Source organism: Mojavia sp., from assembly GCF_059505145.1.
On sequence record NZ_JCACKA010000073.1, the window covers coordinates 1 to 14,481 of the forward strand.

Below are 14,481 nucleotides of genomic sequence, written 5' to 3' on the forward strand. Positions count from 1 at the left end.
TACTTTCTCAAAATGCCTTTTGACTTATTCATTTTGGTGTTTTCCGCAAGCAAAAAGGCATTTGACTTTCTCAAAATCCCTTTTGACTTACTTATTTAAGTAGATCGCGCATTTGATGATAACTATTGCTGTGTAGCAAAAAGCATTGCAGATTTGCCGGAATTCTCTCAGGTTGATCGATACGGAAGTCTTTTAAGGTAAAGAATATTAACCGTACTCTATTGCAAGGTGTATATCATGGCTCGTAGAAAGAGAACTTCTGTGATCTTAGAAAAAGCAGTGCGTCGTGCGGCTAGCATAAATTCAATTGATCCGAATTTAGATTTAGGCAATGGGCTTACCTTACCTGCGTTCTCAAGGCTGATCGAAAGGATGCGAAATAAAGAAAATGCCTACAACACCGCCCTTTCCAACGTCGATAAATTGTACAGTGAAATGCTGGAAACAGAGAGCCAGTTGGGAGATATGACAGAGCATATGCTAATGGCAGTTGGTACTCGATATGGCAAAAGTAGTGTGGAGTACGGTATGGCGGGAGGAGTTCCTAAAAACAAGCGCAGCAAGGGGTTGCGAGGGGAGTCACCAACTCCCAGTTTGCAGCAACCGTCAATTATTGCCAGTGGAGAGGAAAATGGCAGCAAAAATGGCAACCAAAATGGAAACAAAGCAACAGCGACAAGCTAATACTAATATAAATTTGAAAAATGTATTAGCTTGTGATGGTATTATGCTGCAACCATTCACCAAACGCTTCGCGTCTTAAGTTACCTGAAGCTACTACCAGAATAATCTGCTCTTGCTCATCAACAGAAGCACTAATTTCTATACCATTTAGTATGAGAAAAGTTTCCATTGCCGCGTGACCAGTGCGCTTATTTCCATCAATAAATGGATGGTTCATGATAATTGAAAAGCCTAAAGCAGCAGCTTTATCAATGACAGTTGGATATAAATCTTCACCGCTAAATGTCATGCGAGGTTGAGCAAGTGCAGATTCTAATCCACCTAAATCACGAATTCCTAATGCCCCTCCCGACTGCTCAATAATTTGACGATGCAGCACCAATACTTCAACTAATAACAAATAACGCATTATGCCAAACGTCGGTAGAGTTCAGCATTTTTTTTCAGTACATAATTTGCTGCATCTGTAAAGTCGCTTTTTTGATCGCTTAACCATTCCTCTATACTGACACGCAGCAAAGCTTCAAGAGAAATACCATGGACTTTCGCTAAATCTTGTAGCTTTTGTAATTGGCTATCTGGAATATCAATAGTAATAGAAGCCATAACCATTCATCACCCGCATTTGTGAATAGAGCTTAACATTCATTTAAAAATTCCTAAACAACTGGCTATTCAAACCACAGCCGCTTCAGGAATTGCGCCCTGCATTCTTCGGAAAGCGTCAATCAAACTTTGCAACTGTAGATCTGCCTTCATCACTGCTAAACCGCGTACTGTTACCTTTCCAGGAGAGTAAACAAAACGCGTTTTGAGATGTTCTGGTAAGTTCGCAGCGAGTAAATTCCAAGCTGGTTCTTCCATTGGCGTTTCTAAAATGACGTGCTGTTTATTTTCTGGTTTAATGCGGCTAAATCCTAGCTTTTTCGCTAGCTGCTTGAGTTCCATTACACGTAATAATTGGCTAGCTGGTACTGGAATTGCACCGTAGCGATCGCTCCACTCGGCTCCAATCTGCGTTAATTCTTCTTGAGATTTAGCCGCCGCCACTGCACGGTAAGCGCTCATCTTTTGATCCAAGTCGGGAATGTAATCGGCGGGAATAAATGCGGTGAGGTTGAGGTCAATCTGGGTATCGTCAACTTTGGGAATTTCCTGGCCACGAATTTCTCGAATTGACTCTTCAAGCATTTCCATATACAAATCAAAGCCGATCGCATCCATTTGACCGGATTGTTCTGCACCAAGCAAGTTACCTACACCCCGAATTTCCATATCCCGCATCGCCAACTGATATCCAGAACCGAGTTGGGTAAATTCTTGAATTGCCCGTAATCTCTGCCGTGCAGCATCAGATAATGCTCGTTGCTGCGGGTAGAATAGCCAGGCGTGAGCTTGAATCCCCGCACGTCCTACACGACCACGTAATTGGTAAAGTTGAGATAAGCCAAAGCGGTGAGCATCTTCAATTAAGATGGTGTTGACTCTAGGGATATCTAAACCAGATTCAATAATCGTGGTGCAGACGAGAATATCGGCTTCGCCATTATTAAAGGTGAGCATCGTTGATTCTAATTGCCCTTCATCCATTTGACCGTGAGCAACTGCAAATCTAGCTGAAGGAATTGTTTCGCGTAATTTTGTGGTTGTCTCTTCAATTCCCTCAACTCGCGGCACTACGTAAAATACCTGCCCGCCTCTGTCTAATTCCTGACGAATAGCGGTACGGATAGTTTCTTGGTTCATCTGGGCGAGATGAGTTTTAATCGGACGCCGCGATGGGGGTGGGGTGGTAATTAAACTCATTTCCCGAATCCCAGACAAAGACATATACAAGGTACGCGGAATCGGAGTGGCAGAGAGAGTCAGCACATCAACTTGAGTTTTCAAGCTTTTAATTTTCTCTTTTTGGTTAACGCCAAATCGCTGTTCTTCATCAACTACCAACAGTCCTAAATCCCGGAATGCTACACCTTTGCCTAAAAGTTGGTGTGTGCCTACAACTACATCTAATTCACCCGTTGCTAGCCGCTTTTGAATCTCACGGCGTTCTTCAGCAGTGCGGAAACGGTTGAGTAACCCGACATTCACCGGGTAAGGGGCAAAGCGTTCTTTGAGGGTGTGGTAGTGTTGCTGGGTGAGAATAGTAGTAGGCGCAAGTAAAGCTACTTGTTTACCAGCAGTCACAGCTTTAAAAATGGCGCGAATTGCCACTTCCGTTTTCCCGAAACCGACATCGCCACAAACTAAGCGATCCATTGGGCGATCGCTTTCCATGTCGCGTTTGACATCTTGGACGGCTTTGAGTTGATCGGTTGTCGGTTGGTAGGGAAAAGAGTCTTCTAATTCTTCCTGCCAAGGCATATCTGCTGGGTAGCTAAAGCCTTGTTGTTGCGATCGCGCTGCATACAACTTCAGCAAGTCTACAGCCAATTTTTTAATGGCCTTGCGGACTTTGTTCTTGGTATTTTCCCAAGCTTTACCCGTCATTTTGTGCAGTTCTGGAGCTTTATCTGCGGTAGTGCGGAACCGGGATAAAGAACCTACTTGGTCAGCCGCGACTCTCAATAAGCCGTCAGCATACTGCACGACTATATAATCACGGGTTTCGTCATTAATTGTGAGACTTTCTAGCTTGACAAATTTACCAATCCCGTGACTTCTATGAACTACATAATCTCCTGGACGCAGTTTGTTGGGGTCAACTTGCTTCGATGCTGCTTGGCGGCGTTTGCGGATATAGCTAGGAGTAGCTAGGGAGTGTTGCCCATAAAACTCGCGGTCTGTAACGACTACTACTCGGTAGGTAGGCAGAATAAAGCCTTCTAATTCCGCCAGACCAGAATATTTAAGTGCTACTGGTGTGTGGTTAATATTTAGCTTGTCAATCGCTAGATAGTCGCGGGGATTAGGGATAAACTGAGCAGGACAGTCGTGTTCTTGTAACAGAGAAACCGAACGCGAAGGTTGAGCAGAAAGCAACCAGATAGAGAAATTGCGATCGCGTTCTTGGCGCAATGTGTCCGCAAGTTTGGCAAACTGATGCGGTGTTACAGGAACAGCCCGGCTAGCTAGATTAATCCCACTGTTTTCTTCTGCGAGTTCCGATAAATATACTTGTTTAAATTTTGCCGTCGCTGCCAAACATTCATCAAAAGACCGATGAATTTTCGGTAATTGCAAGGCTTCTTCCTCAATCCCCAATCGCCACTGTTCCTCAGCATTTTCTACCCAGCGATCGCTATGAGCATGACACTGTTCTGGCTCATCAATTGCAATTAGGGTATTTTCTGGCAAATAGTCTAGAAGGGATGCTGGCTGTTCAAATGCTAACCCTAAAAAGCGACGGCTACCTTCAATTAGTTCTGAGTCAAAATTTAACTTAGCAACGCCACTTGCTCCACTTGGGGTCTCCCCAAGACCGCAGTGGCTCCTCAGCACTTGGAACTCAGCACTGTCTTGAAGTGCTGCCATCACAATCGGAGCAAAGCTAGTGGGGGTAAGAATAATTTGGTCAATTTTGTCAAGGGCAGAACGTTGAGTTGCGGGGTCAAATTCCCGGATTTGCTCAATTTCGTCACCAAACCATTCCAGCCGTACTGGTAACTCAGAAGCAACGGGAAAAATATCAACAATATCGCCACGCCGACTCCACTGTCCTTCTGTTTCTACTAACGGCACTCGTTCGTACCCCAAAGTAGCTATTTTGGTACTGAAGGCATTGAGGTCAAATTCCATACCCTTCTTTAAAGTTAGACAAAAAGGGATGAAAGCATTTGGTGGTGGTAAATGGGGTTGTAGCGCTCCCGTAGTAGCGACAATTGCCGTAGAAAAGGATGAATTATCTTTGCCCTCATCCTTTAAAAGGTCTGCTAAGACTTGCATTTGTCCCCAAGTCATTTCGGTTTCGGGGTCAAAAGGTTCGTAGGGTGAAGCTTCGGAGGTCGGGTAAAAATGTACACTCTTCCATCCCATCGCCTCTAATTGTGCATAAGCGCGTCCAGCTTCCTCTAAAGTGGCACATACCACAAATAAATTTCTTTCCGAACTTTGTGCCAGTGCAGAGGCGACTAGTCCCTTGGGTAGACGGGGAATACCATTCAACCGCAAATCCTGTTGTCGGTTGAGTTTAGAAAGAAATTCTGCGGTCAGTGGCGATCGCGCTAAAGCACGCACAATAGAAGAAAAGGCCATAGGTTTTACTATAGATGGGAGTCGTTGCGGATGAAAAAGTATAGAGAGAGGCAGCTTATATCCACTATTTTAAAAGTGTTAATAGTCTGAATATTCTTTCTGTGGAAGAATAATGCTTGACAACTAATTAGACACAAGAACTATAAATACTACTTTATGTACAATAAAAGCGTTTATGTATGCACCTTGAATACTAGATACTAAGAGTTGAGCTACGTTCGCTCTCTATAGCGGCCATTCTAAACATGTCGTCCATCACTTTTGAAATTTCCATTATTTTGGTGCTAATTATTGCCAATGGTGTGTTTTCTATGTCCGAGATGGCGATCGTCTCGGCGCGTAAGGTAAGGTTGCAACAGTTAGCTAATCAAGGAGACCTAAAAGCGCGAGCAGCATTGAAGCTAGCTGAGTCTCCAAATCAATTTTTTTCGACGATTCAGATTGGGATTACCCTGATTGGCATTCTCACTGGTGCTTTTGGCGGGGCAACTATTGGCTCAAAACTAGCGGTTTATTTGAAGTTAGTCCCCTTTTTCGCACCTTATAGTGAGCCGATATCCTTCGGGATAGTGGTTGTGATCATCACGTATTTGTCGCTGATTGTGGGCGAACTAGTGCCAAAGCGTTTGGCATTAAACAACCCAGAAAAAATTGCCGCCTTTGTCGCAATTCCGATGCGAGCCTTGGCAGCCCTAGCTTCTCCAGCAGTTTATTTATTAAGTGCTTCTACGGAAATGGTGCTGCGAGGGTTAGGTATTACAGCTTCTACTGAACCACAAGTTACTGAGGAAGAAATCAAAATTTTAATTGAGCAAGGCACAGAGGCGGGAACCTTTGAGGAAGCTGAACAAGATATGGTGGAGCGAGTTTTTCGTTTAGGCGATCGCCCCGTCAGTTCGTTTATGACACCTCGTCCAGATATTGTTTGGCTCGACTTGGAAGATACTCCTGAAGAAAACCGCCAGAAAATGGTTGATAGCGCCTATTCTCGATATCCGGTTTGTCAGGAAGGACTAGATAACGTGCTTGGTGTGATCCCAGTAACAGACTTATTAGCCCGGAGTTTTCGAGGTGAACCCCTAGATTTAACAGTAGGATTACGGCAACCTGTATTTGTACCAGAAAGTACCCGTGGCTTAAAAGTTTTAGAGTTATTTAAGCAGACTATTACGCACATGGCGCTGGTAGTTGATGAATACGGCGTAATTCAAGGATTAGTTACTCTTAATGACATTATGAGTGAAATTGTTGGTGATGTTCCGGCTGGGCCTGGGCAAGAAGAACCACAAGCTGTGCAACGCGAAGATGGTTCTTGGCTTTTGGATGGAATGCTGCCTGTAGAAGAGTTTTTAGAACTTTTCGATATGGAAGAATGGCAATCTGAGGAGCGAGGTAGCTATCAAACTTTGGGCGGGTTTGTGATCACTCATTTAGGCCGTATCCCTACAGCAGCAGATCATTTTGAATGGCAGGGTATGCGTTTTGAGGTGATGGACATGGATGGTAACCGAGTTGATAAGGTACTAGTTGTACCGAAGGCAGATAAATCGACAGACTCGACCCAATCTGACTAACAAAGCCATAGATAAACTCTAGATGCTGTCAGAATTTCGTAATTACGAATTACGAATTTGTATTAAGTCTGAGATAAACGTTTGACTGCTTCACCCGCCAGCATTTGATGTGCTTGTGCCAGAATCTGGGGTATTTTATCAGCTTGAGGGTTATCGGCAAGACATGGGCGTAAGTCTAGTTCGTCTAGCCGATCTGCTTTGTTGCCAGGAAACCAGTGGCTACCATTACCAAGCAGGTTGTAGCGTATTTTGGCGTAGTCTACCATATCGTAGGCGATCGCTAGATTCCACAGCCACAAAATCATTCGTATATTTACTTGACCTGGTGTTTCTTCAAAACTGGGCAAATTAACCTGCCAAGTTTTCACCCAGTCTTCTCCCAAAGTAGCGATCGCTTCTGATTCCAACCGCGCCAAAATTGGTGGCAAAATTTCTGCTGCTTGATCCAGCAATTCTAAAGTCTTTAAGTGTTCATCAAAATCTTGTGGTTTTGTTGCTCCCACACTCAGAGTATGCACCTGTTGATGACTGAGGCAAAACAAATCGTTAAACACCATCGGACTCAAGGGCGCACAGAGATTAACTAATTTTTGTGGTGGTGTATATAGCATCCCTCCTTTATTAGATGGACTAATAATAAACACTCCCATATCATGGCGTCTTGCAGCTAGAATTGCTTCCCAATTCCATTGATTAATATAGTACCAATGCAAATTTACATAATCAAATTGATTAGTATTAATTGCCTGGATAATCATATTCGTAGAGCCGTGAGTAGAAAAGCCAATAAATCTAACTTTTCCCTCAGCTTGTAATTGCTTTGCTACTTCTAAACAGCCACCATGACGTATGCTGTAATCGAAAGACTCATCATTATTAATGCCATGTAAGCTTAGTAAATCAACATAATCTAGCTGAAGATATTGCAGTGATTTTTCAACTTTATTTCGGAATTCTTGGGCATCTGCGACTGGGTTAACTTTAGTCTGAACAATTAACTTTTCGCGGGGAAACTTGGGCAATATTCTTCCTAACTGCATTTCCGAAGTTCCATAACCACGGGCAGTCTCAATATGATTTATACCTAAATCAATCGCCCGTTTAATAATTGCTTCGACATTTTCCTGGTTGTCTGAAGGAATTTCTTCTTGGGAAACATCCTGCCATTTAAACTGGTATCTCATACCACCGCAAGAAAACACAGGCATTTGTAATTCTGTGCGTCCAAATCTTCTGTACAACATTAAATAATATCGAATTCCTTGCCAACAATCTCAAATCTAGCTTGAAAATGGGGCATTGGGCATTGAGTATTGATTTTCATACCCTCGTTGTGTGATTTATTCCATAACCCTCTAGCTTGAAAATAGAACTGGGAAAAAATAGATTTTCATGCTTTGTGATCTAATCCCATCAAATGGGTATCTAGCTAGATAATCACATCATAGCTACTACTAGTAAGCATTTTGCCGCCATATTACTCAGTATGCTCACAATCGCAACACAAGTGTACTTGATTTTAAAGGTGGGATGCTAATTAATCATGGCTCAATCTTCAGGGCACACAGAAAAAATCACCTCGTAAATCAGAAAATTAGCATCTTCGTGATGAAGTCTATTGTCAGCACGACACCAGACTGCAATCAACATAATTTTTCTCATTATCGCTGAAGAGTACTTATCAATGTAAGAACTGATTAATAAAAATCACCGCAGTTACTTACATTTTTTATACCTGAAATATTGTCGTAATTTTGGAGTAAATTATGCGGAGCAATACCACTAATCAAATTGCAACTAACTCTGCTACTGTAGGCTTTACAAGCCAAGAAAATACATCATTTGATACTGTTATAGGATTGTCAACCATTATTATTTCCATTATTTTAATTATAAGTATTCTTGGTTATAAAAAATACCGTATTGCTGTTCTCCACCAAGAAATTGCTTCCTTAGAGAAACTATGGCATTTAGATATCAAAAAATAAGAATGTTTAAAAAACCGGAATTTTGAAAATGAAGTATTTATTTTTAGTTTGGGCCCTTGTATTCAGCTTATTGTTTCCCAGCAGTGCAATCGCTCAAGCACAACAGCCATATACTCTCATATCTGGACTGGGAACACATCACCATCCAGTGTCTACCGACAACCCCGAAGCGCAACAGTTTTTCGATCAGGGGTTAAATTTAATGTATGCCTTCAACCATGATGAGGCGGCGCGTTCATTTAAATATGCAGCGGAACTTGATCCTCAGTTAGCAATGGCATATTGGGGCATTGCTCTAGCTCTTGGGCCTAATATTAACTTGGATGTAGACAGCGATCGCGAACTAGCAGCATATCAAGCAATCCAGCAAGCTAAGGCATTGTCTACCCGTGCATCGAAACAGGAACAAGACTACATTAACGCCTTAGCAAAGCGTTATTCTAACGATTCCCATGCTTATTTATACAAACTAGCAGTGGATTACAAAAACGCGATGGCAGATTTAGTCAAGCGTTATCCCCAAGACTTAGATGCAAAAACACTATACGCTGAAAGCTTGATGGATTTGCATCCTTGGCAACTCTGGACTAAAGATGGTAAACCCCTGACAGATACCGAAGAGATTGTAGCTGTTTTAGAATCGGTACTCCAACGTGACCCGAACCATCCAGGTGCTAATCATTACTATATTCATGCAGTAGAAGCATCGCTGACTCCAGAACGCGCCTTAGAAAGTGCCAAACGTTTGGAAAATCTAGTTCCAGCAGCAGGACACTTAGTACATATGCCTTCGCATATTTATTTTCGTGTGGGAGATTACGAAGGAGCAATGCGGTCAAACGCGCAGGCGATCGCTCAAGATGAAGTTTATATTCAAAAAAATCACATCCAGGGTGTTTATCCTTTGATGTACTATACTCACAACGTGCATTTCTTGGCAGTGGCGGGTGCTATGGCAGGTAGGTATCAAGATGCTATCCAAGCAGCCGATAAATTAGTTACTACTGCTACACCATTTGTATCGGAATTACCAATGGTTGAGGGATATCTTGGGACTAAAATCCTGATTCAGGTGCGCTTTAGTGATTGGGATGCCATCTTAAAATCTTCACCGCCCGATGACAAATTAGTTACAACCAAAGCACTGTGGTATTTTGCTCACGGTATGGCTAACGCCGCCACAGGTAAAGTTGAGGATGCAGTAAGCGATCGCACTGAGTTACTAGCAGCCCAAAAAACAATTCCCGCTGCTGCAACTATAGGCATGAGTCCCGCCAGTAATATTTTAGATATTGCCAGCAATCTGTTAGATGCGAAAATTGTCAAAGCTAAACAGGACTATGAATCCGCTATTAAATTATTAGAAACAGCGGTGGCGCAAGAAGATGCCCTGAATTACATGGAACCACCAGACTGGTACATTCCCACACGGGAAGCACTAGGAGGTGCGCTGTTAGCTAAGGGTGATTATGCCGCAGCAGAAAAAGTATTTCGCGCCGATTTACAAAAGTATCCCCTGAACGGGCGTTCACTATTGGGCTTGCAAGCAAGTTTACAAGCACTAGGCAAAAATGATGCCGCTAAACTTGTGGAAGCTGAATTTACAAAAGCTTGGAAAAGTACCGATACTCAGCTACTGGTAGAGAATTTCTGAGGTTGGGGACTGGGTGAAGAGGACAAGGAGCAATTATTCATAGTTCTTTCTCCTTGTCCCCTTGTCCCCTTGTCCTCATTCCTCCTGCCTCTAATCCCTTTTACAATTGCCGTACCAGCGGTTGACCATCTTTAACTTCGCCAATCAAAACTAAATCGACACAATTGACGAAAATACCATTTTCCAGAACGCCAGGAATGTTATTGAGTGTTTTTTCTAGGTTTACTGGATCGTCAATAGAGTCAAATCTGACATCTAAAACCATGTTGCCTTGGTCGGTAATGACTGGGCCAGCTTTTTTCACACCCATGCGGAGTTCAGGTTTACCACCAAGCTTCTTGATAGCATTAGTAACAGGAGCGATCGCCATTGGTATGACTTCTACTGGTACAGCAAAACTAGAACCCAAGCGGTCTACTAACTTACCACTATCCACCACGACAATAAACTGATTTGCCAGGTAATCTACTACTTTTTCGCGGGTATGGGCTGCACCACCACCTTTAATCAAATTCTTCTGAGGATCGACTTCATCTGCGCCATCAATGGCAATATCAATGTGGTCAATCGCGTCTAGGGTAGTGAGAGGTACACCGTACTGCTTTGCCAACACTTCTGACTGAAACGAGGTAGGGACACCAACTATATCTTTGAGTTCACCAGACTGAAGACGTTCTCCGAGAAACTGAATTGTATACGCCGTGGTTGACCCCGTACCCAACCCGACAATCGAACCTGATTTAACCAGGGCGGCGGCGGCTTTGCCAACTTCTTGCTTCATCAACTTTACGGGGTCTGCTGCTACAGTCATTCCCAAACTCCTGCAATATGGACTAAATAGATCGCACTATCACGGTCGACTATACTACATCCTATGCAATTCAAAATTTTTTCATTCAAAATTCAAAATAATTTCAGTAAAATTGTTGAATTATTATATACCCAATATTTTTATGAGTATTTAATATAAAATCAGCAGCTATCATATATTAAAGAGGCTATTGCCCTGTTACATGATTAGTGAAATCTTACCTTACTACTTTCTGCGCTCTTTGCGTCCTTTGCGATTCGTTAAAAAGGGTATTTTTCACAATTTAGATAAAATTGTTATATTAATGGATGCAATTTCAATTATTTATATTTGGTTGAGAGCTAGGAAACTTAGTGAACAAATAATACGTCACTGTCTTATAATTAATAGGATGTAATTTTCCGATTAATTAAGTGAACTTTGCAATATCAAAATAGAATTAGTGAACATTATTATGCGGCGGTTGCTACGTACTATTTCCTTAGTGATACTACTACAAAGCTACCCAGGAATTGTTAAAGCTCAAAGCTCGGAAATTTCTTCTGGAATAAGCCAAGAACAAATTCAACAGGTAATTTCGGCCAAGTTAATGACAAACTCTGCCGATGGCAAATTTTATCCAGAAAGGCTGATTAATCGTGCAGAACTAGCAGCAATATTGGTGAAAGCATTTCATTTAGAAAAAAGACAAGCAGCCCAACAAGAAAATTTTATAACAGTTGCAGATGTACCTACTAATCATTGGGCATTTAAAGATATTCAGATCGTACTGAAAACTGACATCATGAAAGGCTATCGTGGTAATATGTTTTTCCCTAATCAAAGGGTAACGAAAGCAGAAGCCTTAGCGATTTTTGCCCAAGCTTATGGTGTATTTCAATTCCCTGATGAAACTGTCAATGAAATTCTTGCTCCATATCCAGATGCAGCAGCTATTCCAGCTTGGGCTAGAAAAGCGATCGCCACAGTGATTACCGAAGGATTTATTAATACAGATCCCCAAGGCAAAATCGCTCCCTTACAGCCGATGACCCGTGGGGATATGGCGTATGTATTGAGTAAATATTTGGAACGTCAGCAGAAACAACCAGAAACACCAGAGGTTCCTGGTGTTCCTAGTATGACAGAACCGCGTTAGCTAAATCATCCAAGGTAAAAACCTAGAGAAAACTTTACCCTTGCCTGCCTCTTAGTTCATATAATTTAATGCCACTGCCTAAGAATTCGCAAGCAACATTACCGTGGGAAAATCAGAGAATACCAAAAGTAGAGATTAGAGAGGAAAACCCTATAATATGCATCTGAGCGAAATCACCCATCCTAATCAGTTGCACGGTTTATCGATTCGGCAGCTGCAACAGATTGCCCGTCAAATCCGAGATAAGCACCTACAAACGGTAGCAGCAACTGGGGGACACCTGGGGCCTGGTTTGGGTGTTGTAGAGTTAACATTAGGGCTTTACCAGACACTGGACTTAGATCGGGATAAGGTTATTTGGGATGTAGGACACCAAGCCTATCCCCACAAACTAATCACAGGACGCTATAGTAACTTCCATACTCTCAGGCAAAAAGACGGAATTGCCGGTTATCTCAAGCGGTGTGAAAGTAAATTCGATCACTTTGGTGCAGGACACGCTTCCACAAGTATCTCAGCAGCACTAGGCATGGCTTTAGCACGAGACATGCAAGGAGAAAAATTTAAAGCCGTTGCCGTTATTGGCGATGGTGCGTTAACTGGAGGTATGGCATTAGAAGCCATCAACCATGCAGGACACTTACCCAAAACTAACCTGCTGGTTGTTCTCAACGACAACGAGATGTCCATCTCTCCCAACGTGGGTGCAATTCCTCGCTACCTCAACAAAATGCGCCTCAGCCCACCAGTGCAGTTTATTAAGGATAACTTCGAGGAACAGTTTAAGCAAATTCCCTTCGTTGGTGAATCCCTTTCTCCCGAATTAGGACGCATCAAAGAAAGTATGAAGCGTTTAGCTGTCCCCAAAGTAGGCGCAGTCTTTGAAGAATTGGGCTTTACTTATATGGGGCCAGTGGATGGACATAATTTAGAGGAATTAATTGCTACCTTCCAACAGGCACATCAAATGCAAGGGCCAGTGCTGGTACATGTGGTCACAGTCAAAGGCAAAGGTTATGAAATTGCCGAACAAGACCAAGTAGGCTACCACGCCCAAAATCCGTTTAATCTAGTAACTGGCAAAGCTGTTCCTTCCAATAAACCCAAACCTCCGGCTTATGCCAAAGTCTTTGCCCACACCTTAGTGAAACTCGCCGAACAAAATCCCAAAATCATTGGGATTACTGCGGCGATGGCAACAGGGACAGGCTTAGATAAACTTCAAGCGAAATTACCTAATCAATATATTGATGTAGGCATTGCCGAACAGCACGCTGTTACTTTAGCAGCTGGACTTGCTAGTGAAGGTATGCGTCCCGTCGCTGCCATCTACTCTACCTTCTTGCAACGCGCTTACGACCAAATAATTCATGATGTCTGCATCCAAAATTTGCCAGTATTCTTCTGTCTGGACAGGGCGGGAATTGTTGGTGCTGATGGCCCCACCCACCAGGGGATGTATGACATTGCTTATTTGCGTTGCATACCCAATATCGTCATGATGGCACCCAAAGACGAAGCCGAACTGCAACGCATGATTGTCACTGGTATTAACCATACCAGTGGCCCGATCGCAATGCGTTTCCCGCGTGGTAATGGCCATGGCGTCCCCCTAATGGAAGAAGGCTGGGAACCTTTAGAAATTGGCAAAGGGGAAATTCTCCGCACTGGTGATGATGTGTTAATCATCGGTTACGGCACAATGGTGTATCCAGGTATGCAAGCAGCTGAAATTCTCAGCGAACACGGTATTGAAGCCACTGTAATCAATGCCCGATTTGTCAAACCTTTAGATACCGAATTGATCTTGCCTTTAGCTAAGAAAATTGGGCGTGTTGTTACCCTAGAAGAAGGCTGCGTTATGGGTGGCTTTGGTTCTGCGGTAGCAGAAGCCCTACTCGATGCCGATGTCGTAGTACCTGTAAAACGCATCGGTGTGCCAGATATCTTAGTAGATCATGCTACACCCGATGAATCTAAGGCTGAATTAGGTTTAACTAGTCGTCAAATAGCCGAAAGAGTGTTAGCAGCTTTCTTTGAACGGCAACTATCTGCTGTTGTTTAATGCAAGAAAGCAAAAGGCAATTTATTTTCTGCCAAGCTGCATCTGTTAATTATTATTTAGAGTAAATTATCCATAGCCCAAACGGATAATTACTCAAAAAGACACTCCACCAGCCTAACTGTGGAGTGTCTTTTTTCAAATTGTCGTACTGATAGGCATCACGCCGTATAAGCTGACTCCTCAGTAATTAGCACTCAGCACTAGTGGTACACCACACAAACTTTGCGTAGTGGTGAGCAGAGGAGCAGAGGGGCAGAGGGGAAAGACTTATATAGAAATCTCCCCCTACCCCCTACCCCCTGCACTCCTGCTCCCCATCTCCCCTGCACCCCTGCACCCTTGCTGCCTCCACCCAACAATTTTGGGTTAGCAG

Annotated in this window: 11 protein-coding genes; 6 read left to right on the forward strand and 5 right to left on the reverse strand. The window is 43.0% G+C overall.

Translation table 11 applies throughout. The features are described from left to right. The first annotated feature begins 237 nt into the window (after positions 1–237). Positions 238–684: a hypothetical protein gene (locus AC5JL8_RS18510; RefSeq protein WP_495881154.1), complete on the forward strand. Its 447-nt coding sequence runs from the start codon at positions 238–240 to the stop codon at positions 682–684. Positions 685–709: 25 nt separating this feature from the next. On the opposite strand, the gene AC5JL8_RS18515 is transcribed toward AC5JL8_RS18510, so the two are convergent. From AC5JL8_RS18515 to mfd, 3 genes are all read right to left on the reverse strand, one after another. After that, positions 710–1,093: a type II toxin-antitoxin system death-on-curing family toxin gene (locus AC5JL8_RS18515; RefSeq protein ID WP_495881155.1), complete on the reverse strand. Its 384-nt coding sequence runs from the start codon at positions 1,091–1,093 to the stop codon at positions 710–712. After that, positions 1,093–1,290, reverse strand: coding sequence for a DNA-binding protein (locus tag AC5JL8_RS18520; protein WP_495881156.1), 198 nt, complete (start codon positions 1,288–1,290; stop codon positions 1,093–1,095). The genes AC5JL8_RS18515 and AC5JL8_RS18520 overlap by 1 nt, the downstream gene beginning before the upstream one ends. A gap of 69 nt (positions 1,291–1,359) precedes the next feature. Continuing rightward, positions 1,360–4,878: a transcription-repair coupling factor gene (mfd, locus tag AC5JL8_RS18525; RefSeq protein WP_495881157.1), complete on the reverse strand. Its 3,519-nt coding sequence runs from the start codon at positions 4,876–4,878 to the stop codon at positions 1,360–1,362. 245 nt (positions 4,879–5,123) lie between these two features. Here mfd and AC5JL8_RS18530 point away from each other — a divergent pair, with 245 nt between their 5' ends. Then, entirely contained in the window at positions 5,124–6,452 is a 1,329-nt protein-coding gene (locus tag AC5JL8_RS18530) for a hemolysin family protein (protein ID WP_495881158.1), read from the forward strand. 62 nt (positions 6,453–6,514) lie between these two features. On the opposite strand, the gene AC5JL8_RS18535 is transcribed toward AC5JL8_RS18530, so the two are convergent. Continuing rightward, entirely contained in the window at positions 6,515–7,696 is a 1,182-nt protein-coding gene (locus AC5JL8_RS18535) for an aldo/keto reductase (RefSeq protein WP_495881159.1), read from the reverse strand. Positions 7,697–8,218: 522 nt separating this feature from the next. On the opposite strand from AC5JL8_RS18535, the gene AC5JL8_RS18540 reads away from it, so the two are divergent. Next, on the forward strand, positions 8,219–8,440 hold the full coding sequence (locus AC5JL8_RS18540) for a hypothetical protein (protein ID WP_495881160.1): 222 nt from the start codon (positions 8,219–8,221) through the stop codon (positions 8,438–8,440). A 28-nt stretch (positions 8,441–8,468) separates the two neighbouring features. Further along, positions 8,469–10,094 (forward strand): tetratricopeptide repeat protein, encoded by a 1,626-nt coding sequence (locus AC5JL8_RS18545; protein ID WP_495881161.1) that lies wholly within the window; start codon positions 8,469–8,471, stop codon positions 10,092–10,094. A 100-nt stretch (positions 10,095–10,194) separates the two neighbouring features. On the opposite strand, the gene rpiA is transcribed toward AC5JL8_RS18545, so the two are convergent. After that, positions 10,195–10,905, reverse strand: coding sequence for a ribose-5-phosphate isomerase RpiA (gene rpiA, locus AC5JL8_RS18550; protein ID WP_495881162.1), 711 nt, complete (start codon positions 10,903–10,905; stop codon positions 10,195–10,197). A gap of 454 nt (positions 10,906–11,359) precedes the next feature. Here rpiA and AC5JL8_RS18555 point away from each other — a divergent pair, with 454 nt between their 5' ends. Then, on the forward strand, positions 11,360–12,043 hold the full coding sequence (locus AC5JL8_RS18555; RefSeq protein ID WP_495881236.1) for an S-layer homology domain-containing protein: 684 nt from the start codon (positions 11,360–11,362) through the stop codon (positions 12,041–12,043). A gap of 157 nt (positions 12,044–12,200) precedes the next feature. After that, positions 12,201–14,108 carry a 1-deoxy-D-xylulose-5-phosphate synthase gene (dxs, locus tag AC5JL8_RS18560; protein ID WP_495881163.1) on the forward strand — a complete coding sequence of 636 codons (1,908 nt, stop codon included), beginning with the start codon at positions 12,201–12,203 and terminating at the stop codon, positions 14,106–14,108. The last annotated feature ends 373 nt before the right edge of the window (positions 14,109–14,481 follow it).